This window comes from Chryseolinea serpens, assembly GCF_900129725.1.
GTDB lineage: Bacteria > Bacteroidota > Bacteroidia > Cytophagales > Cyclobacteriaceae > Chryseolinea > Chryseolinea serpens.
Genome location: NZ_FQWQ01000001.1, coordinates 2769539 through 2794020 on the forward strand (window position 1 = coordinate 2769539; position 24482 = coordinate 2794020).

The 24482-nt window shown below is 51.4% G+C and carries 18 protein-coding genes; 9 read left to right on the forward strand and 9 right to left on the reverse strand.

The features are described 5' to 3' along the window. Positions 1 to 16: 16 nt before the first annotated feature. Complete coding sequence (locus BUB30_RS11035; RefSeq protein ID WP_073133605.1) at positions 17 to 1726, reverse strand: GMC oxidoreductase; 1710 nt, start codon at positions 1724 to 1726, stop codon at positions 17 to 19. A 184-nt stretch (positions 1727 to 1910) separates the two neighbouring features. On the opposite strand from BUB30_RS11035, the gene BUB30_RS11040 reads away from it, so the two are divergent. Next, complete coding sequence (locus BUB30_RS11040; RefSeq protein WP_073133607.1) at positions 1911 to 4391, forward strand: ABC transporter permease; 2481 nt, start codon at positions 1911 to 1913, stop codon at positions 4389 to 4391. A 175-nt stretch (positions 4392 to 4566) separates the two neighbouring features. Then, positions 4567 to 4983, forward strand: a complete 417-nt coding sequence (locus BUB30_RS11045; RefSeq protein ID WP_084138023.1) for an energy transducer TonB — start codon at positions 4567 to 4569, stop codon at positions 4981 to 4983. A gap of 32 nt (positions 4984 to 5015) precedes the next feature. Here BUB30_RS11045 and BUB30_RS11050 read toward each other — a convergent pair whose 3' ends face one another. Further along, entirely contained in the window at positions 5016 to 7418 is a 2403-nt protein-coding gene (locus BUB30_RS11050) for an ABC transporter permease (RefSeq protein ID WP_073133611.1), read from the reverse strand. 195 nt (positions 7419 to 7613) lie between these two features. On the opposite strand from BUB30_RS11050, the gene BUB30_RS11055 reads away from it, so the two are divergent. Together BUB30_RS11055 and BUB30_RS11060 are read left to right on the forward strand one after the other, a co-directional pair. Further along, positions 7614 to 8237, forward strand: coding sequence for an NUDIX hydrolase (locus tag BUB30_RS11055; protein WP_073133613.1), 624 nt, complete (start codon positions 7614 to 7616; stop codon positions 8235 to 8237). 9 nt (positions 8238 to 8246) lie between these two features. Next, positions 8247 to 8882 carry an alpha/beta hydrolase gene (locus tag BUB30_RS11060; protein ID WP_073133615.1) on the forward strand — a complete coding sequence of 212 codons (636 nt, stop codon included), beginning with the start codon at positions 8247 to 8249 and terminating at the stop codon, positions 8880 to 8882. 40 nt (positions 8883 to 8922) lie between these two features. Here BUB30_RS11060 and BUB30_RS11065 read toward each other — a convergent pair whose 3' ends face one another. From BUB30_RS11065 to BUB30_RS11090, 6 genes are all read right to left on the reverse strand, one after another. Then, a complete protein-coding gene (locus BUB30_RS11065; RefSeq protein WP_084138024.1) occupies positions 8923 to 10026 on the reverse strand; it encodes an energy transducer TonB in 1104 nt (367 codons plus the stop codon). Between the two features lie 128 nt (positions 10027 to 10154). Next, complete coding sequence (locus tag BUB30_RS11070) at positions 10155 to 11180, reverse strand: energy transducer TonB (protein WP_073133619.1); 1026 nt, start codon at positions 11178 to 11180, stop codon at positions 10155 to 10157. Between the two features lie 222 nt (positions 11181 to 11402). Continuing rightward, positions 11403 to 11798: a Dabb family protein gene (locus tag BUB30_RS11075; RefSeq protein WP_073133621.1), complete on the reverse strand. Its 396-nt coding sequence runs from the start codon at positions 11796 to 11798 to the stop codon at positions 11403 to 11405. Positions 11799 to 11809: 11 nt separating this feature from the next. Continuing rightward, a complete protein-coding gene (locus BUB30_RS11080) occupies positions 11810 to 12715 on the reverse strand; it encodes a sugar phosphate isomerase/epimerase family protein (RefSeq protein WP_073133623.1) in 906 nt (301 codons plus the stop codon). Between the two features lie 137 nt (positions 12716 to 12852). After that, complete coding sequence (locus BUB30_RS11085; RefSeq protein ID WP_073133624.1) at positions 12853 to 13431, reverse strand: O-methyltransferase; 579 nt, start codon at positions 13429 to 13431, stop codon at positions 12853 to 12855. Between the two features lie 248 nt (positions 13432 to 13679). Then, entirely contained in the window at positions 13680 to 14090 is a 411-nt protein-coding gene (locus BUB30_RS11090; RefSeq protein WP_073133626.1) for a VOC family protein, read from the reverse strand. A 492-nt stretch (positions 14091 to 14582) separates the two neighbouring features. Here BUB30_RS11090 and BUB30_RS11095 point away from each other — a divergent pair, with 492 nt between their 5' ends. Beyond that, positions 14583 to 15569: a GlxA family transcriptional regulator gene (locus BUB30_RS11095; protein ID WP_073135070.1), complete on the forward strand. Its 987-nt coding sequence runs from the start codon at positions 14583 to 14585 to the stop codon at positions 15567 to 15569. Between the two features lie 118 nt (positions 15570 to 15687). Beyond that, on the forward strand, positions 15688 to 16149 hold the full coding sequence (locus tag BUB30_RS11100) for an iron chaperone (protein WP_084138026.1): 462 nt from the start codon (positions 15688 to 15690) through the stop codon (positions 16147 to 16149). A gap of 21 nt (positions 16150 to 16170) precedes the next feature. Here the strand turns inward: BUB30_RS11100 and BUB30_RS11105 are convergent, their stop codons facing one another. Next, positions 16171 to 18000, reverse strand: coding sequence for a glycosyltransferase (locus tag BUB30_RS11105; protein WP_073133627.1), 1830 nt, complete (start codon positions 17998 to 18000; stop codon positions 16171 to 16173). A gap of 124 nt (positions 18001 to 18124) precedes the next feature. Here BUB30_RS11105 and clpB point away from each other — a divergent pair, with 124 nt between their 5' ends. The 3 genes from clpB to BUB30_RS11120 all read left to right on the forward strand — a co-directional run bounded on the left by clpB (position 18125) and on the right by BUB30_RS11120 (position 24380). Then, positions 18125 to 20740 carry an ATP-dependent chaperone ClpB gene (gene clpB, locus BUB30_RS11110; RefSeq protein ID WP_073133629.1) on the forward strand — a complete coding sequence of 872 codons (2616 nt, stop codon included), beginning with the start codon at positions 18125 to 18127 and terminating at the stop codon, positions 20738 to 20740. Positions 20741 to 21187: 447 nt separating this feature from the next. Then, the gene (locus BUB30_RS11115) at positions 21188 to 22099 is read left to right on the forward strand and encodes a hypothetical protein (protein WP_073133631.1); all 912 of its coding nucleotides are present in this window, start codon (positions 21188 to 21190) and stop codon (positions 22097 to 22099) included. Between the two features lie 202 nt (positions 22100 to 22301). Continuing rightward, positions 22302 to 24380 (forward strand): IPT/TIG domain-containing protein, encoded by a 2079-nt coding sequence (locus tag BUB30_RS11120; RefSeq protein WP_178377075.1) that lies wholly within the window; start codon positions 22302 to 22304, stop codon positions 24378 to 24380. Positions 24381 to 24482 lie beyond the last annotated feature (102 nt).

The following is a 24482-nucleotide window of genomic DNA, read 5'->3' on the forward strand; positions in this document are numbered from 1 at the left end:
TAGGGTAATTCAATTGTTACAGATTTCCTTTTTTCAATTCGTTCACGGCGTATTCGGCGGCGCGGGCGGTGAGCGCCATGTAGGTCAGCGACGGGTTTTGACAGGCCGATGACGTCATGGCTGCACCGTCGGTAACAAATACATTAGGAGCTTCGTGTACGGCATTCCACTTGTTCAGCACCGAGGTCTTGGGGTCTTTGCCCATGCGGGCGGTTCCCATTTCGTGGATGCCAAGGCCGATGTTGTCGGGGTTGTCATACGTGGTCACGTTTTTGAAGCCGGCGGCCTCCAGCATTTCGGCGGCGCTGTCTTTCATATCTTTGCGCATAGCCTTTTCGTTGGGTCCCCATTCGGCGTCGAAGCTCAGGGTGGGCAAGCCATAGATGTCGGTCTTGTCCTTATTCAGGGTCACGTGGTTGCTGTGACTGGGGAGGCATTCGCCAAAGCCGGTGATGCCGATACTCCATCCGCCGGGTTCCATGAGTGAATTCTTTAAATCCTCTCCAAAAGACATTTCCCTCACACCACGCTGCCACTCCGTGCGGCTGGCGGCGCCTTGATAGCCAAAGCCGCGGAGATAGTCGGTGCGCTTGTCGTCGCCTACGTTGCGGAAGCGGGGGATATAGATACCGTTGGGGCGGCGGCCGACGTAGTACTTGTCTTCATAGCCTTCCACAAGGGCCGTTGCACCCGCGCGATATTGGTGATCCATGATGTTGTGGCCCAACTCGCCACTGCCATTACCCAGTCCGTTGGGGAAACGGTTGGAGATGGAGTTCATCAAAATAAATGTACTGCCCAGGGTGGAAGCATTCAGGAAAATAATTTTTGCGAAATAGTCCACCTCTTGTTTAGTCTCCGCATCCAGCACTTTCACACCGATCGCCTTGCCTTTCTTTTCGTCATATATAATAGAATGAACGATGGCGTTTGGCTTCAGCGTCATGTTGCCGGTTTTGGCTGCTGCAGGCAAAGTAGAAGCGTTGCTGCTGAAATAGGCTCCATAGGGGCAACCTCTGTCGCACATGTTCCGCGACTGACATACGCCGCGACTCGGATCGTGCGGCAACGGCGCCGTGAGATGCGCCACGCGCCCGATGGTGATCTTGCGGCCGTTGAATTTTTCGGCCACTTTATCGCGAAATGTTTCTTCCACGCAATTCAACTCCATGGGAGGCAGGAATTTTCCGTCGGGCAGGTGTGGTATGCCTTCTGCGCGACCGCTCACACCGATAAAGGTTTCTACATAATCATACCACGGCGCCAGGTCGGCATAGCGAATGGGCCAATCCACGCCCACACCATCTTTGGCATTGGCTGTGAAATCCAGGTCCGACAGGCGGTAGGTTTGCTTGCCCCACATGATGGAGCGACCGCCAGTGTGATAGCCTCGGATCCAGTCGAAGGGTTTTACTTCGGTATAGGGATTTTCGGTGTCTTTCACCCACCAGTGCTTGTTGGCCTGGCTCACCCAGTTGGTGCGCGATTGCACGGGGTAAAATTTCAGTTCTTCTTCCGTCAGCTTGTTGCCGTGGGGGAGCTGCCACGGGTCTTTGGTCATGGTGGGATAGTCCACAACGTGTTTCACATCGCGGCCGCGCTCCAGTACGAGGGTTTTCAGTCCTTTTTGGGTAAGCTCCTTGGCGGCCCATCCACCGCTGATGCCGGTGCCCACGACGATGGCGTCGTAGGTTTGTTGTTTTTGTGCGTCGATATTGAGGTTCATGCCTTCCGGGTAAATTTCGGGTGTTTAACTTAGCCAGGGCCTGGTCCATTTCCAAGGGAGAACCGTTTTTTCTTGTCACTTCAATCGATCGAAGCGGCATTTCTCCCGGCGAAAAATAGGGTGTATCGGGGGATAACCCGGCAGCCGACAAAATGCGTTCTTAGAGGAACCAACCCTATACACCATGCTGCGCAATTACTGGCTGATCACCCTCCGGAATTTCCAACGGCAAAAAATGTTTGCCCTCCTCAACATGTCTGGCCTTGCCTTGGGATTGGCCAGCGCCATTCTCATCTTTCTCTATGTGAGCGACGAACTGCAGTACGACACAATGCATCCCTATTTCCACAACACCTACCGCATCGGCTGCCGCTTCACCAACCGCGAAGGCCGGGTGTTCGACAACACCACCTCCCCCGGGTTCTGGTTGAAGCAACTCAAAGAAACGCGCAGCGAAGTGATCAGCGGCACACGCATCGACTATATTGGTTATCCCACATCGCTTCATCACAAAGCCAAAGACAAGATCATCCTCACCGAAGAAATCAAATGGGCAGAACCCCATTTCGACCAGATCCTCGATTTCAAACTGGTGCAAGGCAACCAGGAGAAGATGTTCGACGACCACAACACGATGGTGTTGAGTGAAACGGGTGCCCGACGCCTGTTCGGCGACCAGGATCCGATCGGCGAAACGATCACCTTAAAACACAACTTCGCCACGCAAGGACGCGAGATCGACGTGGTGGTGACCGGCGTATTCAAAGACTATCCTGCCAATTCACATTTCAAGCCCAAATACATCATCAACGTCAACGCCTTCCGCACCATTATGGGCGACGGCTTCAACAACTACATGGAGGGCCTGCGTTTCCGCGACAACATCGAGTTCTTCGAAAACTACCTGGTGATGAAGCCCGGCGCCGACATGAAACCCATCGAAGCCGAACTGCAACGCATGTCGGACCAACTCACCCAGGCCGACTCCAACTTCGTGGCCAACGGTTTTAAACTGACACCCTTCATCGTAAAAATGGAAGACATGCATTTTGACGAGAAGATCTTGTGGGAGGAAGACAACACGCAAGGCAACAAAAGCTACCTCGCCATTTTCAGCACCGTGGCCATCCTCATCCTGCTCATCGCGTGTATCAACTACATGAACCTGGCCACGGCCCGCTCGGCGCGGCGTGCCAAGGAAGTGGGCTTGCGCAAATCGCTGGGCAGCAAACGCCGCGAGATCGCCAAACAATTCTTTTTCGAGTCAGCATTGATGACCGTGGCGGCGCTGGTCCTGGCCGTATTGCTGGTGATCGCCTTCCTGCAGCCCTTCAACCAGCTGGCGCACAAAACCTTTACGGTGGCCTCGTTGCTCAATCCCTACATGATCGCCATCGTGTTGCTCATCGTCCTTTTCATGGCCTTTATCTCCGGAAGCTATCCCGCCATCTATCTCTCCGGCTTCAGACCCTCCGAAGTATTGAAGGGCCAAGTGGTGAAAGGACGTGGCGCTGAATTGTTTCGCAAAAGTCTTGTCACCGCGCAGTATGCCGTGGCACTCGTCCTCATCATCTCCACGTTCACGATCGTCAGGCAGATGAGCTTCATGCAAAACACAAAACTGAACGAGCAGGGCAGCCAGCTGCTTTCCATCCGCTATGGTGGCAATGCGCCGCAGGATAAATTTCTCGCCTTCAAGCAGGCCGTGTTGCAAGACAAGGATATCGAGCACGTGACCATGGCCAACCACCTGCCACGCCTCAACTACTTTGGCTTCATCGGCGCCACCGTGCGGTTCCCCGGATTGCACGAAGAAGAAATGCAGTGGAACCAACTGAATGTGGATTTCGATTTCCCCAAAACATACGACCTCGAATTTATCGCCGGTCGCGATTTTGACGCCGCCAATATCAACGACTCATCGTCGGTGATCCTGAACGAAGCGGCGGTGAAAGCTTTGAATCAACCGATCGAGAAAGTGATGGGTTCCTCGGTCACCCTCAGAAGCAATCGCGGCGACGGCACCTTTTCCTCGTTCAGAGTGATCGGCATTGTAAAAGATTTTCCGTTCCGCTCCATGCACCAGGCCATCGAGCCCCTCATGCTCAACCCGCACGTCCACTTCATCGATCGCATCGCCTATATCAAACTCCCGCCTGGAAAATTCCAGGAGAAGATCGCTTCCATCGAAAAGAAATGGAGAGAGATCATGCCCGGCGTGGGTTTCGATTACTGGTTTGTGAGCGACGAATTCAACCGGATGTACCTCGAGGAAGGGCGGGTGTCGTCGCTGGCGAAAAGTTTTGCCGTGCTGGCCATTCTCATCACCGTGCTCGGCGTCTTTGGACTGGCCTCCTACACCGCCGAGCAAAAGACCAAAGAGGTGGGCATCCGCAAAGTGTTGGGCGCCGTGGTGAAGCAAGTGGTGGGTATGTTCTTGTGGGTGTTTGTGAAGATCTTTCTCGTATCCGCGGTCATTGCCGTGCCGGCGGCGTATTTCATTGCGCGGTATTGGCTCGAGGGATTTACATACCGATCGTCGATCAGTCCGCTGATCTTCGGGGTGAGCTTGCTGGGACTTTTATTGGTCACGCTGATCACCATCAGCTACGAGACCTGGAAAGCTGCGCGAACCAATCCCGTGAACGCGTTGCGCAGCGAATAAAGCCCATCCGAAGTCAAAAAAGTCGCGCCTGGATACGGATGCAAACGCGTGAGTCGTGCTTACCTGGGCAGATCTTTCCGCCGGGTTGATGCTTCCCCGTTTTTTAGTAGGTTTGTAGAGCAAGGTTGATCGCCCAAACAAACGGCGCTCAACCCAAACCGAATCGCGCCCACGCATGAAAGCACTCCCTACGCTCCTCTTATTGATCCTGGCCGCTGCCGCCTATGGGCAGGCCACCGACACCGTCAAACAAAAAACCGTTGTCCGGGTCGACACGGTGACCAAGATCATCTACATGGCTGCCGACACCCCTGCCGAATTTCCCGGCGGCCCCAGCGGCATGACCAAGTTCTTTCGCAAGAATTTTAAATGGAAACAACCCCACAACATCGTCGTGGGCAAAGTCTTCGTAGAGTTCTGGGTGGACACCAACGGAAAAATTGTGGACGAGCATATCGAACGGGGCTTGTGCACGTCGTGCGACAAGGAAGCTTTGCGCCTGGTCAAGATCATGCCCGATTGGAAGCCGGCCACGCATTTGGGCAAGCCCATCAAGGCAAGACAATTGGTTCCTATACCTTTTACGCTTTAACCGGCAATCTCCAGAGACCGTCCACCCCTGCCCTACTCGGTTCGCAGGATTTTCACCGGGTTGCTCCGCGCCGCCGAAATGGATTGGTATCCCACGGTGATCAGCGCGATGAGGGTGATGAACACCACGGCGATCAGGTAAGGCATCACCCCAATGTCGATGCGGTAGGCAAACTCGTTAAGCCATCGATTAAAAAAGTAGTACGCCAGCGGGCTGGCCACAACGAAGGAGATCAGGATAAGGACAAGAAATTCTTTGTACAACAAAGCCACCAGCCCGATCTCGGAAGCCCCCAACACTTTGCGCACACCGATCTCTTTCAACCGGCGCTCGGCACTGAAGCTGGCGAGTGCAAACAAACCCAGGGACGCTACAAAAATGGCGAGGCCACAAAAATATTTGAACACCAGCGCAAGGTTCTCTTCCGCCACATAGGTTTTGGCCAACCCTTCGTCGAGAAAATAAAAAGCAAAAGGTTTCTCCGTTTCGATCTCACCCCAGGCCTTCTCCACGGCAGCCACCGTGCGTTGATAATCGCCCGGTTTTATTTTCACGGCCACGTTGCCTTGCACGGGTGAAAAATTCATCACCAACGGTCCCACCTTGTTGCGCAGGGGATCGAAGTTAAAATCCTTTACCACGCCGATCACCACGCTGTTCGGATTTCCACCTACGCCAAACGACATCTTCCGCCCGATGGGATCAGACCAGTTCAATGCCTTGGCGGCCGATTCATTGATCACAAAAGCCTGCGTGCTGTCCGTGTTATGCTCCACATCGAAAAATCTTCCATTCAGCATTTCAATATCGAACGTCTCCAGGAAATCATATCCCACGGTCATCGTCGGCAGCATTTGTTCTTCTTCTTTGCCCTCTACAAACAGGGGCAGATAGGGCAACGTTTCCTGTCCCAGGTTGTGCGAGATGTGGGTGACGGCGGCTATCGATTCCTGTTGTTTGAGCTTATTTTTGAAGGTGGCAAAGTCTCGCGCCAGCGCCTGGCTGCTCGTCGGGATCATCATGATCTGGTCCTTGCTAAATCCAAGATCTTTGCTGCGCATGAAGTCCAGTTGGTTGGAGATCACCAACGTCCCAATCAGCAGGATGAGCGACACGGTGAACTGACCGATCACCAACACCTTGCGCAGATTGATCTTCTGATGTCCCGCTTTGTGCAGGCCCTTTAATACTTTCACCGGCTGAAAGGCCGCCATGACCACCGCCGGATAAATGCCCGCCAGCAAACCCGTAAACAAAATGATGGCAAGGATCACCAGGAGATTGAACGGCTTCACCATTTCCATCGCATCCAACTGCACATTGGCCAGCGCATTAAAAACCGGCATCGACAAGCGCACCAGCACCAGCGACACGACACCGGCCATCAAGGCGATGAGCACCGATTCTCCCAAAAATTGGAAGACCAGGTTTTGTTTCTCCGCCCCCATCACCTTGCGCATCCCCACTTCTTTGCCCCGGTTAGAGAAGCGCGCTATGGACAGGTTCATAAAATTGATACAGGCAATCAACAACACCAGCACGGCGATGGACCCAAGGGTGTAGATGTATTGAATATTACCACCCACCGACATTTCTCCACCGGTGAAGTCAGAATACAAGTGAATGTCTTTGATGTTTTGAAGCGTGAGGCGGGCATTGTTGTCTGTATAGCGCGGAGGATAATATTTTTTTACAAAGGCCGGAAGTTTCGATTCCAATGCCGCTGGCGAACTGCCCGGTTGCAGCACGACATAGCAATAATACCACAGGCCCACATAGGCGTGATCTACGCGAAAGCCAATGAACTGGTTGAGATAAGGTTTGGCGTTTGCCAGGAAATCAAATTCAAGATGCGTTTTTCCTTTTATCGGCTTTAGCACGCCCGTCACTTTCAAGGCCACGGTATCCTGCAGCTGTAGCAGCTTGCCCATGGGATTGGTGTCGCCAAAATATTTTTTTGCCATGGCGTCTGTCAACACCACCGAATTGGTGTTCTCCAAGGCCTTGGCAGCGTTGCCATATTGAAATTCAAAATTGAACACGGTAAAGAAGCTGGAGTCCACCAGGTAGAATTTTGTTTCTTCAAACTCGGCATCGCCATAGCGGACCTTGGGGACGGCGTTGCTGAGAAAGAACATGCGGTACATCGTTGTGGCATTCACCGCTTCCGGATAATCCTGCACCATGTCGAACACCGCCGGGTAGTGGGCGGAGGGGTACACGTTAGAGGCGCCGTTCACGTCTACGTGCGTGTTGATGCGGTAGATATTGTCGGCGTTGTCGTAGATCGTATCAAACCCGGTCTCGTGGTGGATGTACAACGCGATCAGGATAAAGCACGCCAACCCAATGGCTAAACCCGAAATGTTGATGAGGGTGTAGACCCTGTTTTTTACAAGGTTGCGAAAGCCGATCTTGATATAGTTGCGGAACATGGCAGTTGGTTTTGGTCGGTTAGTTCAGAGAAGTAAAATGCTACGGAAGATAATGATTTGAAACGTGTTTTTATGAGAAAGGTATAAAACCGGGGTGACCAAAAAAGCTACACCATCCTCCTACCCCGCCGCGGGTGAGATATTTTTTTCGCGACTCCACATTGTTTCCTACCTTACCATCCCAATCCATCGCCCATGGCTTCGAACGAAATCCTCACCCTCATCCAACGCATAAAATCCATCGCCGACGTCGGCCTGCTCTACGCCAAAGACGACTACGACCGCGAGCGCTACCACGAGCTGCAAGACATCACGCACAGTTTCCACCACCTTCTTTCCGGCACCGACCTGGAAACCATCAAACAGCTCTACACCCCCGCCAAGGATTATCCCACCGCCAAAGTCGACATCCGCGGATTGCTGCTGTCGCCCGAGGGCAAAGTGCTGCTCGTCAAAGAGAGTGCTGATCAAAAATGGTCGCTGCCCGGTGGCTGGGCCGACATCGGGTATAGTCCCTCGGAAGTGATCGTAAAAGAATTCAAAGAAGAGACCGGCCTCGATGTGGCCGCAGAAAAACTGCTGGCCGTGTTCGATAAAAAAATGCACCCCCATCCTTCACAACCGTTCTATGTCTACAAGATCGCGTTCCTTTGCCGTGCACTGTCAAGCGAATTGAAGAAGGGATTTGATGTGCTCGATGTACAATACTTCGACATCCATGAACTGCCCGAACTTTCGGGCGACCGGATCCTGCCATCCCAGGTTGCTATTCTCTATAAAAAAGCCGTAACCTTGAACAGCTTCCCGTATTTCGATTAGGCCTTTACTATGAAAGAACTTTTTTTATTCAGCGGCCTGGGTGCCGACAAGCGCGTGTACGAATACCTGGACTTGAGCGCCTATAAAGTCAACCACGTGGATTGGATCGATCCGTTGCCGAACGAATCCATCGAAGAATATGCCGGGCGGCTTTCAGGAAAAATTGGAAAGAACAATCCTATTCTCGTGGGGGTCTCGTTTGGTGGCATGGTCGCCGTTGAAATTGCCAAGCTCATTCCCGTTGAAAAGATCATCCTCATTTCCTCTGCAAAATCACGGAAGGACATTCCCGCCCCGCGGTTCGATTTCATGCGCAAACTCCAGTTGCACCGGTTCATTCCCACGCGCCTCGTAAAAAATCCCAACCGGATCGTGTTCTGGTTTTTCGGAGTTGAAAAGAAATGGGAAAAGGACTTGCTCCGTGCCATCATGCGCGACACGAACATCGCCTTCTTCCGGTGGGCCATCGACCGGATCGTGACCTGGCCAAACGAAACGGTGTTGGACAACGCCATCCATATTCACGGCACCAACGACAGATTGATCCCGTTCACGACGGCAGACTATAAGATTGAGGGTGGTGGGCACTTGATGATCATTAACCGGGCGCAGGAAATTGATCAAATAATAAAAGTTTGCTGCTAAGCATTGGAAGCGGGAGCGTTGAAAAGACGGTCATCCAACGTCAAAGTGACAACTTGAATTTTACCGGCAATACGCTTTCCGACTGAACGGGCTTGCCCGCTTTCATAGCCGGGTTCCAGGCCGGAAGCTTTTTCACGACGCGAACAGCCTCCGCATCCAGGGACGGGTATACGGACTGGATAACCGTAACCGACCCCTGATCAATCGCGCCATCGGCTTTAACAATAAAAGTAACGATTACAGTGCCTTGCTTACCCTTGTTGCGTGCATCTGGCGGATAGTGAAGATTTCTTCCAACGAAAGCGCTCATCGCCGGGAGTCCCCCTTTGAATGAGGCTGGCATCTCATCAACATCCTCGACGAGAAATGGAAGATAGGGATACTCCTTCCGTGAGGCATAGGGCGTGACCTCCCATTTACCCCAGTTCTTCATTCTCGTCAATTCCGGGTAAACAAACATATGAGGGGCATCCATCCGTTGGCCACGTTTGTTTTCTGCATACATTTTTCCAGACGTAAACTTTCCATTCTCAAAAGTCTCCGTGCAGTAAAGTGTTGAGTCGCCGTGAGCCTTATCGATCAATTGATAGGTCCACACGCCGCTACGACGCCCATCGACTAAAGCGCCTTTTATCGCGAGCATTTTTGCAGGTTCCACATCGTACGCGGTCTTCCACTTACCATTCCCATCGATAACTTTGTGAGTACCATTCTTATCGTAATAGTCTTTAACGGTCACAAATACGTTATCAAACTCCAGCCTTTCCCTGACGCTTCCGGATTCGTAATAGTTCGTCCAGATCCCCTTTCGAACATTGTTTTGATAGACGCCCTTGGTCTCCAACTGGCCGCTGGGATAATAAAAATAGAACGTATCCTGTTTTATGCTCGCCTTAAAATTACCCCGCATCAGGCGCTTACCGTTTTTGTAGAATTCAGCCACCTCGCCATAGTATTGATAGCGCAGCGTATCAATAATGCCCACCCGATAATAAACCCCACGTTCTTTAGACGTAAGCGCCCAGGCGCTGTCATAAAACGTAACCGCTCTCTTCTGAGAATGGGCTTGATAAGAAATGCTGACAACGAAAAGAAAGAGCAGCACATACTTTATTGACATCACAGAACGGCCACAAAATTTCATGAGCAACAGGTTTTAATTCGACGGGAAACTACTGTACTTTAATCACACATCCAATAACCCACTCTTGCGTATCTTTCGGCAAAAGTCGACGATATCATCAGGACATGCGTTGGCAAAAAAAAGAGCGCTCAATAAGGCCTGAACATCACCGGTAACACAAATCGACACCGTACGGCCTTTCCGTTTTGGGTGCCCGGGTTCCAGGGTGGAAAACTTTTGACCAATCGAATAGCTTCCTCATCCAGCGAAGGGTGATCCGACCGCACAACCGTGACCGACTCCTGATTGATGGTTCCATCCCTATCAATGACGAAAGAAACGTCCACCTTTTTTTTCATACCATCCCTGGGTGCGCCTTTCGGATAATGAAGATTCTTATTGACGAAAGCGGCCATTGCACTAAGGCCACCTTTAAATTCGGCTGGCTTTTCTACGGTCACCATCACCACTTCGGTGCTATCCTTGGCCAGGAATTTAAGATACGGATAGTCTTGCTGCGTAGGATAAGCAGACCGCTTCCACATTCCCCACTGCGCAAACCTGGCAAATTCAGGAAAGACAATCTTCCGGGGTTGCGATATTTTTTCGGGAGACCGGTTCGCTGTATATACTTTTCCAGTCACAAATTTGCCGTCCTTATAGGTTTCGGTGCACTCCAGCGTAGTGTCACCTTTTGTCACGTCCACCAGCCAATAGGTCCACGTACCCTGTCGTTGACCGTTTTTAAATGCGCCTTCCACAACCTGCGAAAGGGTTGGCGTGACCAGGTAATCGGTCCGCCACAACCCCGTTCCGTTCACAACATTCGGCTCGCCGTTCCCGTCAAAGGAATCCAAGGTCCTTACAAATGCCTTGTCAAAAATCACTTTTTCTTTTACAGCTCCCGACGCATAATAGTTTGTCCACGTTCCTTTGCGGATGTCATCACGATACAATCCCTTGGTTTCGAGTTTGCCGCTGGGATAGTAAAAATAAAATGTATCCTGCTTGATGTTGGCACGAAACGTACCCTTCATCAGCGGCTTTCCGCTTCTATAAAATTCATTCACCGGGCCGTGGAACTTGTACGCCACTGTATCTACGATGCCCGTGCGGTAGTATACCGCATGCTTCCGCGTGGTCAGTAGCCAGGCGCTGTCATAAAAAGTGATCATGCTTCGCTGAGCATGTAACGGAGAAAAATAGATCAGGAGAAAAAGGAGTAAAACATTTCTGCGGACGACGGCAGAAAAAAGGCAGCCATGCATAGCAACGTGAGGGTTAGGTCTATACAGAAAGTTAATACACTTTGCTGTCAAATCAACGGGTACCCCAATATTTAGCGTCTTTGCAGCCCTGTCACTGGCCGCAAAGACGCTAAAAAAATAGTTCTGACATTATTTACCGGCCCAGTAGTCCAGCACGGTCACTTTGTCGAGATGTGGTTTTAAGACTTCCACGAACGCCTGGTGATCGGGATGCACCAGGTAGGCATCGCGATCCTTGTCGCTGGCAAAGGTCACCAGGAAGACATGCGTCAAGCCCTGGTTGAGCCCCTCGGGGCTGGAGTTCTTGCCCCATTCAAAGTCCTTGATGAGTTTGATCTTGCCGGCGAGCGCACGAAAGGCATCCTCCACTTTTTTTACATCGCCCGGCGCAGCATCATCCTTGAACTTAAACATCACGACATGACGCAATACCGGTGCGGTAGGTTTGACTTGGGCTGATGCCTGTGTGCCGGCCAACGTGGCGAGCAAGGCGGCGGCGAAAAACATAAGCGTTATTTTCTTCATCGTCGTTCGTATCAATAGCCCCACTTCTTCATGATCGCCAGATCTTCCTTCACCGAGTCGAGGGGTGTCTTGCCCTGGTAGGATTCCTGTTCAATAATAAACAGCGTCGTACCGCCCGACTTCCGTCCCAGGTCGATCACTTCCTTGGTGTTCACAATGCCCGCGCCCAAAATGGTGCTCTCATATTTTTCATGACCGCCAGAGGCCAGAATTTCATCCTTCACGTGCATGGATTCGAAACGGCCGGGATACTGGCGCACAATGTCGATCGCCTTCGCACCGCCGTTGTACAGGTTGCCAATGTCCAGCTGTTGCATCACCAGCTTGGGATCCGTACTTTGGAGAATGACGTCATACATGGTCTTGCCGTCCATCTTCACACTAAACTCAAAGTCGTGGTTGTGATAACCGAACTTCATGCCCGACTTCTGACAAAGCTCACCCGATTTGTTGAACACATCCATAAAATGCTTCAGATCCTCTGCCGATTGGCGAAGGCCTTCTTCCAGCGAGGGGCTGATCACATATTTTTGTCCCACGGTGGCGGCATCTTCCACGGTGTACTTCCACGCATCCGTGAAATCTTTTTTCGCATCGTCCCAGTGTTTTTTACCCATCACGGTGTGGCCGCTGGGCATTTTAAGACCCAGGTCGTCGAGCACTTTCTTGAAGTCCTTTGCCGAATGTCCGTAGAATTTGCGCTCCACGTAGTTGGCGTGTTCCACATACTTGTATCCATAGGAAGCCAGTTGTTTCAATGTGCCCAGCGGGTCGGCCTTCATCTGGTCGCGTATAGAATAGAGTTGAACGCCCGTCATCTCCACTTTGGCCTTGGCCAACAGGGTCTGCGAGAGCAGCGAGGTGCCGGCAAGGGCCAGCGCTCCTTTTTTAAGAAAATCTCTGCGTGAGGTTTGCATAGTAATATTTTGGGTTTTGATCGTTGTGAAAGATAAGTTTTTTCTTCTTACGAATGGAGAAAATAGGATGAGTGGCCACAAAAGTTAAGACATAACATCGCCGCAAGAAAGGTCGCTGGCCGGGAAGGAATAAAGCGCTATTTTTTCACCGCAATAATAATCCCCGTGGACCAAACCTGTTTCGTCAGGAAAAGATCCTGCAGTGCCTCCAGCGAAGCAATCAGCTTGGTCACTTTTTCGTGATGCCCCTCCGGCCAATTCGGCTGTCGCAACATATCGTCGATGATGTAAAAACCACCCTTGTTCAACATGGCCAGGGTCTCGTCCAGCATCAGGTACTTGCCATGCCACGTATCGGCAAAAATGAAATCAAACCGCAGACGGCTGTTGGCATCAATCCATTCGCCTCCATCAGCCGTCACCAGCGAAAGGCGCTTGTCGTCGCCGAGGAATTTTTCAGCAATAGCAATATACTTCGGATCATAGTCCACCGAGATCAGGGTGGCGTCCCGATCCATGCCGTTCAACAGCCACGAAGTAGAGAGTCCCGTGCCCGTACCCATCTCCAAAAATTTCCCACCGGGCTTCGACGCCGCCAGTGTCCCCAAAAGCGAGCCCGTAAGCAAATCGGAAGCCATCGTAAATCCCGATGCCTTGGTGGCTTCTTCAATCTGCGAATAAGCCTTCGGAAGAGGTTGCGAAAAAGATGTATTCACACGAACGTACGTTTAGTTTGACGATAAGGAATGTCTGCAAGTGAAGGTGCTGTTTCTCCCAACGATTTCCAAGACCACCCAAAAAATTTCCCCACAACAACCGCCCTTGTTGGTGTTCTTCACCAACAAGCGTCGCGGGGGATCAACGATAAGGTATCCCCCTTTTAATTCGACCTCCCTCGTCGGTATCCTCATCGATAAACATCTCACCGGCCAACGGCATGGATATATACAAATCCAAACAAAACTCAATTCTTCGAATAATTAAACATCCAATTCATCCCAAACTTATCCGTCAGCTCCCCATACAAACTCCCCCAAAACGATTGATGCAACGGCGTCCTCACCTTACCCCCGTTGCTTAGCTTGTCAAAAAAAGCATTGATCTCATCATCACTCCCACAATTCAAACACAGCGTCACCACGTTGCCATTCACCAACCCGGCTCCCATCATGTCGGAGCCCATCAACACAATACTGTCGTGCGTGAGCATTCCGTGTAATATCTTGGCCCCTTCCTCCGAAGGCATTTGCGCCGCCATGGGCGATTCGGAGACCTTCTGCAAGAGGAGGTCGCCACCGAGGCAATCATGATAAAACGTCATCGCTTCACGGCACCGGCCGTTGAAGTTGAGATAGGCATTGATCTGTGTTTTCATCGTAATAGGTTTATTTCTTTTGTAGCGCTTTCATTTTTTTCAGACAAGAGCATCGCGTTTGTCCATCACGGTCGAAAAGAAATTTTCGCTTTTAAATCTCTCTTCAACAATACAAACCTACCGCCCGGAAATCTTCCCTGCTTAGTGTGAAAGCGACAATCTGAAGGGTCTATTACGACAGCAGGATTGGGATGGAGATTTATTCACAGATCTTCCAAAAAAAATGTTTGCCAGCATCGCTCACGTGGACTCAAGATTTCTAAAGAGAAAAAAATGACAAGCCTCTGCCACTCACCATCCAAAAGGCGACCTGGCTAAACTTCTGCTCTCCAATTTTTTTTGCCAATCTCAGCTCCCAGCCCACTTTTTGTCAAAAAATGACTCCAAATAGTGTAAATACGACAATCTAAAGGGTTGATTGCGACAAGATGACATTTTACCTTTGGTTTAAGGATGAAGGATTATCCCCCAAAAACATTAAATGACAACCCCATGAAAAATGTATGGATCCTGGTTCCCGAAACCGCCGTTTCGGCCGCCATCGTAGACCCGCGTTACATGTTCACGGCCGTGAACGAGTTCATCAAAAGCTCCGGCCAACCACCGCTCTTCAACGTGCAACTGGTGGGCCTCACCAAAGAAGTGAAGCTCAGCGATGGCCTCATCTCCATCCACACCGACGCCACACTCAAGACCGCCAAGCAAGCCGACCTCATCATCGTGCCCGCCATCAGCGGAAACCTGGCCAACGCCATTAAACTGAACCAGGAATTTCTGCCGTGGATCACACAACAATATAAAAACGGTGCCGAAGTGGCCAGCCTCTGTCTGGGCGCCTTCCTCCTCGCCTCCACCGGGCTCCTCGATGGCAAGACCTGCTCAACCCATTGGCTATACGTCAACGAGTTCCGCGGGATGTTCCCCGAAGTAACCTTGGTCGATAACAAGATCATCACCGAACAAAACGGTCTCTATTCCAGCGGCGGCGCCAACTCCTATTGGAACCTCCTCCTCTACCTCGTCGAAAAATACACTAACCGCGAAATGGCCATCCTCGCCTCCAAATTCTTCGTGCTCGACATCAGCCGCGACAGCCAATCGCCCTTCAGCATCTTCAAAGGTCAAAAGATCCACGACGACCCCGAAATCGTCAAAGTGCAGGAATTCATCGAAGGCCACGTACCCGACAAGATCTCCATCGACCAGCTCTCCGAAGAATTTGGCATCGGCCGCCGGACGTTGGAGCGACGTTTCAAAAAAGCCACCAGCAACACCGTGGTGGAATACATCCAGCGGGTGAAGATCGAAGCTTCAAAAAAACAATTGGAGTCGGGAAGGAAAACGGTGAACGAGGTCATGTATGATGTGGGGTATACGGACTCGAAAGCGTTTCGCGATGTGTTTAAGAAAGTAGCGGGGCTGTCGCCGGTGGATTATCGGAATAAATTTAATAGAGAGGTAGTGTTGCCGAGGACGTAGTCAGGAGCCAGAATCCAGGAGCCAGGAGCCAGAATCTTTCAGGAGTTAGAAATCAGGAGATGGGGGCTTGGGTTCAGCAGTTAGTTAGCTTTTTATTGTCAATTAAAATTCAGGCATCATGAGCAGGACGATGAAAACTGGGATTAAGACCGCCGATGAGTATTTGGATGGGTTGCCGGAGAATGTTCAGGTGACGTTGGAGAAGCTTCGGCGGTCGATTCGGGCGGCGGCGCCGAAGGCGGAGGAGATCATTCGGTATGGGATTGTGGTGTATCGGCAAGTGGATTGGCTCGTTGGGTTTGGGGCGTTTAAGAATCATTGTGGGTTTTATGTGATGAGTAATTCTGTTTTGAAGCGCTTTGAAAAGGAAATAGCAGGATACGAGACGGCGACGGGGACCATACGTTTTCCGTTGGACAAAGTGCTTCCTGCGGCGTTGGTGAAAAGCATTGTGAAGGCCCGGATGGAGGAGAATGAGGCGACAAGGGCTTTGAAGGAGGCAAAGGCTAGTGCGAAAAAACTGGCAGCGAAAAAAAATGGTCTTTCAGCGAGCAGGAATGGAGCAAAGACACAGAGATAAAAACGGTTAAGGGGCCTCCAATTAAGATTGGTTTTTCATGGCCAGCACGTAGGCTTCTTTGTAGTGTTTGATCAGGTTGGTCCAGTCAAAGATCGAGGAATTGTTTTCTACGTTGTTGCGCTGCATGATCCGTTCGCGCATGGATTGCATCAGGAAGCCGTACATCACATCGGTCAGTTGACCGGCCGACCAATCGAAGGTTCGCTTGCCGCGTTCGATCACAAACAATCCGTATTTCTCTGGTTCTTCAATGTGGTGTAGAATATAATCGCCAAAACCGGAAAGGTCGCTGGTCACCGAAGGTATTCCGCTGGCCATGCATTCCAGGGGCGTGTAGCCCCAAGGTTCATAGTAGCTTGGGAAAATTCCAAGGTGACATCCCCGGACGAACTGGTTGTAGTCCATTCCAAAGAGCGGGCTGCTCACGTTGATGAAATCGGGATGATAGACGACCTTCACCGGGTCGTCGGCGTTGTTCAAGAGTTTTTTTGCCTGAAGCGCTTGCAGCACTTCATCCTGGTCTTCATTGATCAGCCGGTGGGTGACCACCAGCGGATTCTTTTTTGTTTTCCAGGCCTGCAGCGTACGCCGGTAGCGGAGCTTCCAATATTCATCCACAAACGTATTCAGGTCGGGAAGATGGTTGTCCTCTTGTACGGTGCTTTGATAGAACAACCGCTTGCCTACTTGTTGCTGGATGGCCGCCGTGGTCTGGAAAATTTCCTGCATCATGGCTTTTGATTGCAGCACCTCGGGACGGATGTTGCTGAAGTCACGACGCGTGACAAAGAACATGACCACCGTAATGTCTGACTTCTCTTTTTTCAGACGGGCATTCAAACGTTGCAAGGCCTCGATGGTGAGATCGAACCCTTTGTTCTTGTACTCATACCGGCCCGATGTAAAAAAGTAGAGCGTTTTGTCGAGGTCGAAGGAATAGGATTGGAAGAAGTGGGCCATCACAAAACGATGGATCTCCTCCTTGTTCATGACGTGCTGGTTTTGAAATTCATGCAACGCTTCGAAACGCTCGATGTTGAGGCCGTTGGGCACCACCACCTCCGGTTTCCGGTGCAACAGGTGCCGGCATTCGCGGGCCGTTACTTCGCTCACCGTGCTGAGCACATCGGCTTGTTGCGCGCAGCTCACTTCGATCTTGGCCTCCGTTTCGATGCCAAAGCGTTTCGCTTCTTCCTCCCATTTAAAAAATGGCAAGTGCGCATAGAACAAGGGCGAGTTAATGGCCAGGTGCCGGCCCAACTGTGTGGCGTGCGTGGTGAAGATCGTCTTGATGGGCATGCGCTCCTTCTTGATGTCGAGGATGGGCAGACCCGCCATCCATTCGTGAAAGTGCGCGATGATGGGGTGCTCGGGATCGACAAGTTTCACCAACTCATCAAAAAAGAGCTTCACCAGGTAGCCGAACAAGATCACCTGGTTGATCAACGCGTTGTCGGGTGGCGTGCTGATGCCGTGGTTTTTCCAAAGCAGGTATTTCACCACGTTGAGCGATTTATCCTGCACGGCATTGGGATTGAGCAACACCACCCGGGGCTTACCCGTCACGAGCCATTCGGCATAGAGCACGTCGAATCCTTTTTTTCGCAGAATGGCCGCGGCCTGTCCAAATACATCCTGTGAATCGTCGAGTGGCTCTAACTCTGCCTGAATATTTTTGTTTACATAAGGACCGACCATACAATACGGGCCGTTGGCATGCTTCACCATGGCGGGCGCCTTCGAGCGGATAACGGTGTAGATCCCTCCCACCTGGTTGCAGACCTCCCACGACACTTCTGCGATACAGGCAGCGGGAAAATGGTTGGCTAATGTTGTAGAACGTTTTGACATTTTTAAGGTCAGTATGGCCGATTTGCCGCGATTAAAGCTATTAATTAAATGTCAAAATTTCCGAAAATAGCAGTATCATTTATATGGTTAGCATTTTGATAAGCAAACGCGGAGACCTACGATTATGAACTTCGAAAAATTTACCATAAAGTCCCAGGAGGCCCTGCAAAAGTCGGCAGAGATCGCCATGGCCAAACAGCAACAGGCCATCGAACCTGGGCACATTCTGAAAGCTATCCTGGAAACGGACGAAAACGTTTCCAATTATCTCTTTAAAAAACTAAACGTTAGCGAAACCATCCTGCACAACAAACTGGAGGACCTGTTGAATTCATACCCCCATGTTCAGGGGCAGCAACCCTATTTGTCTTCGGCCAGCAACACGGTGTTGCAAAATGCCGAAAAGGAGCTGCGCGAGTTCAAGGATGAATTTATCGCCGTGGAGCACCTGTTGCTCGCTTTGCTGGGGTCTAAGGACAAAGTTTCGTCCGTGCTGAAAGATGCCGGATTGGAACGGTCGTCGTTGATCAAGGCCATCAAAGAACTGCGCGGTGGCGCCAGTGTGACCGACCAAAATGCGGAAGCAAAATACAAATCGCTGGAACGCTACTCCAAAAACCTGAACGACCTGGCCAAACGAGGCAAGATCGACCCGGTGATTGGCCGCGACGAAGAGATCCGCCGTGTGTTGCAGATCCTTTCCCGGCGCACAAAGAACAACCCCATCCTGCTGGGCGAACCCGGCGTGGGCAAAACCGCCATCGTGGAAGGCATGGCCCAACGCATTGTAGACGGTGACGTCCCCGAAAACCTGAAAGACAAGATCCTCGTGTCGCTCGACATGGGCTTGCTGGTGGCGGGTGCAAAATACAAAGGCGAGTTTGAAGAACGCCTCAAGGCCGTGATCAAGGAAGTGACCGATGCCAACGGCCAGATCATTTTGTTCATCGACGAGATCCACACCCTCATCGGTGCGGGCGGTGGCGAAGGCGCCATGGATGCGGCCAACCTGCTCAAACCCGCATTGGCCCGCGGCGAACTCCATGCGATCGGCGCCACGACGTTAAAAGAGTATCAAAAATATATCGAAAAAGATAAGGCGCTGGAACGCCGCTTCCAATCGGTGATGGTAGACGAGCCCTCCGTGGAAGACTCTATCTCCATCCTGCGCGGCATCAAGGATAAATACGAGCTTCACCACGGCGTGCGCATCAAAGACGACGCCGTCATCGCCGCGGTGGAACTGTCCAGCCGCTACATCAGCGACCGCTTCCTTCCCGACAAGGCCATCGACTTGATGGACGAAGCCGCATCGAAGCTACGCCTGGAAATGGATTCCCTTCCGGAAGAACTCGACGAACTCAATCGCAAGATCATGCAATTGGAAATCGAGCGTGAGGCCATCCGCCGTGAAAGAGATAAGGAAAAGGAACACTTGCTGAGCAAGGAAATTGCCGAGCTGTCGGAACAACGCAATTCGCTAAAAGCCCGGTGGGAAAGCGAAAAGCAAGTGGTACACGGCATCCAAAAGGAAAAAGAAAGTATAGACAAGCTGAAATTCGAGGCCGAACATGCCGAGAAAGCCGGCGACTATGGCAAGGTGGCCGAGATTCGCTATGGCAAGATCACGGAAGCCGAAAAGCGCCTGGTCGAAGCCGAAGAAAAGATGAAGGCCATGCAGGGTGAAAAAAACCTGCTGAAAGAAGAAGTCGACAGCGAAGACATTGCCGAGGTGGTGGCAAAATGGACGGGCATCCCCGTCTCGAAAATGCTGCAAAGCGAGCGCGAAAAATTGCTGCACCTCGAAGACGAGTTGAGCAAACGGGTGGCCGGTCAGGAAGAAGCCATTACGGCCCTCAGCGACGCCGTGCGCAGAAGCCGCGCCGGTTTGCAAGATCCCAAGCGCCCCATCGGTTCGTTCATCTTCATGGGAACCACCGGTGTAGGCAAAACCGAATTGTCGAAAGCGCTGGCCGACTATTTGTTCAACGACGACAGCGCCATGGTGCGCATCGACATGAGCGAATACCAGGAACGCCACAGCGTGAGCCGTCTCATTGGCGCGCCTCCCGGCTACGTGGGCTATGATGAAGGTGGACAACTGACAGAGGCCGTTCGCAGAAAGCCGTATTCGGTGATCTTGCTGGACGAAATTGAAAAAGCACATCCCGATGTGTTCAACATCCTGCTGCAGGTTTTGGATGAAGGACGGTTAACCGACAACAAAGGTCGCGTGGCCAACTTCAAAAACACGATCATCATCATGACTACAAACATCGGCTCGCAGCTGATCCAGGAAAACTTTGAAAAGATTACGCCCGAAAATTATTTCGACGTGCTCGAAGATACAAAAGACGAAGTGCTGGCGTTATTGCGGAAGTCTGTGCGCCCCGAGTTCGTGAACCGGATCGACGAGATCATCATGTTCCGGCCACTCAGTCAGAAAGATATTCGCAAGATCGTCGACATCCAGGTGGGATTGATCGTTAAACGCCTGGAAGAAGCCGGCGTGAAAATAGAGATTTCAGACAGCGCCCGCGACCGGATGGCCAAGTTGGGCTACGACCCGCAATTTGGGGCACGGCCGCTAAAACGGGTGATGCAGCGTGAAATCCTGAATGAACTGTCCAAACAAATCCTGGCGGGCAAGGTTCAGAAAGACTCGGTCATTTTTATTGACCTGAAAAACGAAACAGATTTCGTTTTTGAGAACCTTGAGGCCGCCGAAGTTGTTAAGTAATTGGTTTAAGGATTGGTGATTCCCTTCCCGGCTTCGGTCGGGATGCGGATGTGTTGGTTGAGGGGTTTGGTTTGAAGCCCCGGGGTGGTTCCCGGGGTTTTTTCTTTTTTCCCAACAACGTCTTCCGTGACTGACTGGATACATGCGTTCTCACTCTATTCTTCCCTAACCACCCGCCGAAAAATTACATTATCTTCTGACAGACAACAACGGATTCAATCGTTGTAATCGCCGTCGAGCGGATCAAATGCCAGAAATAGATCAGATTTTTTATTAGGAATTCCTTATTAAGATTTCAAATCACAAAAAGAATTCGTTTTTTTGATCGTTGGCAATTCGCCGCCGCGATAGGCATTAGGATAAAATTTTAATCGGCGTTGCCAAACCTAGGTTCAATTTCAGTTTGTTACCAATCAGTTTATTTTGTCCACAATACAATATCCTTTTATGAAAATTAATTTCAGCATTGTAAAATTGACCTTTTTGTGCTCGTTTCTTTGGGCCTCAAATCTCCAGGCTCAACCCTACAGAAGTGCCCTACCCTCTCCCGGTGGCAGTGGTGACAGCGGCAACGGTGACTATGGCATCCTTCACTATCCCGCAACAGGTCAAGCCACCATCGGTGCAGAAGCACAAAGCGATAACTACGCTAATCTCAATCTCGCCAGTTTCTATGGTGGCATCCGTCGCATCTGGCAGTGGTCCAAGCGTCCATCCTCAGACAATCACTTCCTCCGGCTCTACTATTATGGTGGAACAGGCTGGACCGGTCCATTCATAAGTGTTAATCCCACCACCAGCAGCACAGAATTCAGAGGTCAGACAAGCTCGATCGGCGACGGCATTGTTAAGATAGCCAGCACCAACTCCAACACCTATCTGCAGATTGGCCTCAATACTGAGTATGCCTTTTTGCAAAGTCACGTCGGAAGGCCCCTACGAATCAACGAATTGGGAAACAACGTCGTGTTGAACCTGACCGGCGGTTCAGTAGGCATTGGCACCGAAACCCTTGACGCAAAGCTCACCGTGAATGGAGACGTCCATGCAAAAGAAGTTAGGGTCAATTTGAATTCCCCAGGACCGGACTACGTGTTCGAAGAAAATTATGCCTTGCCGTCACTAGGTGAAGTGGAGGCCTACATCACGGCCAACAAACACCTGGCCGAGGTCCCCTCCGCAGAACAAATGAAACAAAATGGCCTCAACGTGGGCGATATGAATCTTCTCCTGCTGAAAAAAATGGAAGAAATGACCCTTTACATGATCGAAATGAAAAAAGAGATCAAGGCTTTACAAGAAGAAAACGAGAAGCTCAAAGAAGCCCCTGTGGAGAAAGTTAATAGCGCACATCATTAATCATCCCCCGAATCGCCAAATCGATATCGAATGTAAATTGATGGACAGTAAAATGTCCTAGCGTTCCTTTCGCAAAAAGCTTACTGTTCAACAGCTCCTAGCGATCTTTCATCCCCATTCGCCATGCATCTGGCGTCGAAAGTGCCCCACTGCAATGTTATTGCAGTGGGGCACTTTATCGTTGTGTCTTATCCCAAAACTTATGAAACCTGCAACATCACGGCTTGCCTACCGGCAAACAAAAGCTAAACTATGGCTTCCCTTTTGTACCCTGGTTATGCTTGCTCTATGGAATCAATGTTCTAAAGACCATGAGGAAATCGCCCCGCTCAGCATCGCCTCGCTATCGCCCGCACAAGGACCGGCAGGAACCATGGTCACGATCACCGGGATCGGTTTCAGCACCACCACGACGGCCAACACCGTTACGTTCAACGGCGTGCCCGCTACGATCACACTAGCTACCGGGAATCAATTGATCGCCACCGTCCCGGCTTCAGCAACCACAGGCGTGGTAAAAATTTCCACGGGAGGAAAAGAGGTTAGCGGTCCCGTATTCACGGTCACGCAGCCTTCGTCGCTCACTGTCACGGGCATCAACCCTGCATCGGGCCCGACAGGCATTGATGTTACACTCACCGGCACAGGATTCAGCACAACCGCCGCGCAGAATAAGGTGAAGTTCAATGGTGCCACCGCCGTCGTAAAGAGTGCGACTGCTACGCAGCTAGTTGTCATGGTCCCCGCCAACGCCACAACGGGAACGGTAAGTGTTCAGGTTGCCGACAAAACCGTAACCGGATCGATGTTCACCGTGCTGTCCCCCACGGCCCCCACGCTTAGCAGTGTCGCACCCACCTCTGGAAAAGTTGGGGCAACTGTCACCCTATCCGGTACCGGCTTCAGCGCAACGTCCTCACAAAACATCGTCAAGTTCAATGGCACAACAGCCACCGTCACTAGTGCTGCGGCTACTTCACTGACGGTGACCGTTCCTCCCGGCGCAACCAGCGGCGATGTCACCGTGACGGTAAATGGAAAGACTCCCGCCGGTATTCACTTTGATGTCACGGCAACCTTAACAGTCATCTCCTACGATCCTGCCTCTGGAAATGCGGGCACCCCGGTTATCATCACCGGTTCAGGATTCGATAGCAACCCGTCGGTCAATGTTGTAAAATTTAATGGCGTCGCCGCGCAAGTCACGGAAGCTACGGCGACAACCCTCAAAGTGACGGTGCCTAACGGGGCCACTACCGGACCCATAACGGTGGGTATCGGTGCTGATGTTGCCGAGGGACCTGTGTTCACCGTCACGCCGCTTTCGACACTCACGGTCACCGTGTCCACTGTGCCGTTGGGTTCGGCTACGCTGAATTTGCCGAGAGGCCTTGCGATCGACGTGAGCGGCAACCTGCTTGTGGCTGACCAGGCCAACAACAGGATCATGAAACTCACCCCGTCGGGACTTTTGGTTTTTGCAGGAAGTGGCTCGCGCTCTCTGACCGGGCCGGTAGACGGACCGTTTGCTACCGCACAATTCAATTCGCCCTCAGGTATTTCCGTCGACGAAAATACGGGCGACGTGTATGTGGCCGACACTCAAAACAACGTGATCCGAAAAATAGCCGCCGGTGGCCCGGTCCTGATGGTGCAGACCTGGGCCGGAAACACGAACGGACAAGGCGATATCAGCGATGGTCATGGCGCCGGACCTTTCGGTGTGGGAGCGGGATTCTTTTACCCCACGGGCATCGTAAAATCAAAAAACAGCGCCACCTGGTTTATCACCGACTATTGGTCACACATCATCCGCAAAATGGATGCTTCGGCAAACGTCACCACCTTCGCCGGGTTGGCGCTCAATTCCGGCTCCGACGATGGAAAGGGCAAGGACGCCAGGTTCTTCAACCCCGGAGGCATCACCATCGATGAAAACGACAATGTCTATATAGGCGACTGCGTCAATGGCTCGATCCGGAAAATAGATGCCGCCGGCAACGTGACAACCCTGGCAAAAAATCTGGGACAGATCTACGGACTGGTTTGGGATGGAAAAGGAAGTCTTTACGCCACCGACTACACGAAGCACAAAATTTATAAGGTCGATTCCTCCGGAACGGTCACGACCATCGCCGGCACCGGCACGGCCGGCTACCACGATGGTGGCGCCTCCACGGCTCAATTTAATTTCCCCTTTGGACTGGCTATGGATTCCGATGGCAATTTGTACGTCGGCGATGAACATAATAATCTCATCCGAAAAATCACCTTCAACTAGGGGAGCAACCGGTTTGTCCTTAAAATAAGGAGGTATCGGTTGGCCCGATACCTCCTTATTTTTTCTACTCCTTCCGGCATTTTTTAAACCACATACGAAAAA

Bases quoted from the DNA above. Each gene is read 5' to 3' on its own strand.
- BUB30_RS11035 (WP_073133605.1), bottom strand. From the start codon at position 1,726: ATGAACCTCAATATCGACGCACAAAAACAACAAACCTACGACGCCATC.
- BUB30_RS11040 (WP_073133607.1), top strand. From the start codon at position 1,911: ATGCTGCGCAATTACTGGCTGATCACCCTCCGGAATTTCCAACGGCAA.
- BUB30_RS11045 (WP_084138023.1), top strand. From the start codon at position 4,567: ATGAAAGCACTCCCTACGCTCCTCTTATTGATCCTGGCCGCTGCCGCC.
- BUB30_RS11050 (WP_073133611.1), bottom strand. From the start codon at position 7,418: ATGTTCCGCAACTATATCAAGATCGGCTTTCGCAACCTTGTAAAAAAC.
- BUB30_RS11055 (WP_073133613.1), top strand. From the start codon at position 7,614: ATGGCTTCGAACGAAATCCTCACCCTCATCCAACGCATAAAATCCATC.
- BUB30_RS11060 (WP_073133615.1), top strand. From the start codon at position 8,247: ATGAAAGAACTTTTTTTATTCAGCGGCCTGGGTGCCGACAAGCGCGTG.
- BUB30_RS11065 (WP_084138024.1), bottom strand. From the start codon at position 10,026: ATGAAATTTTGTGGCCGTTCTGTGATGTCAATAAAGTATGTGCTGCTC.
- BUB30_RS11070 (WP_073133619.1), bottom strand. From the start codon at position 11,180: ATGATCACTTTTTATGACAGCGCCTGGCTACTGACCACGCGGAAGCAT.
- BUB30_RS11075 (WP_073133621.1), bottom strand. From the start codon at position 11,798: ATGAAGAAAATAACGCTTATGTTTTTCGCCGCCGCCTTGCTCGCCACG.
- BUB30_RS11080 (WP_073133623.1), bottom strand. From the start codon at position 12,715: ATGCAAACCTCACGCAGAGATTTTCTTAAAAAAGGAGCGCTGGCCCTT.
- BUB30_RS11090 (WP_073133626.1), bottom strand. From the start codon at position 14,090: ATGAAAACACAGATCAATGCCTATCTCAACTTCAACGGCCGGTGCCGT.
- BUB30_RS11095 (WP_073135070.1), top strand. From the start codon at position 14,583: ATGAAAAATGTATGGATCCTGGTTCCCGAAACCGCCGTTTCGGCCGCC.
- BUB30_RS11100 (WP_084138026.1), top strand. From the start codon at position 15,688: ATGAGCAGGACGATGAAAACTGGGATTAAGACCGCCGATGAGTATTTG.
- BUB30_RS11105 (WP_073133627.1), bottom strand. From the start codon at position 18,000: ATGTCAAAACGTTCTACAACATTAGCCAACCATTTTCCCGCTGCCTGT.
- clpB (WP_073133629.1), top strand. From the start codon at position 18,125: ATGAACTTCGAAAAATTTACCATAAAGTCCCAGGAGGCCCTGCAAAAG.
- BUB30_RS11115 (WP_073133631.1), top strand. From the start codon at position 21,188: ATGAAAATTAATTTCAGCATTGTAAAATTGACCTTTTTGTGCTCGTTT.
- BUB30_RS11120 (WP_178377075.1), top strand. From the start codon at position 22,302: ATGAAACCTGCAACATCACGGCTTGCCTACCGGCAAACAAAAGCTAAA.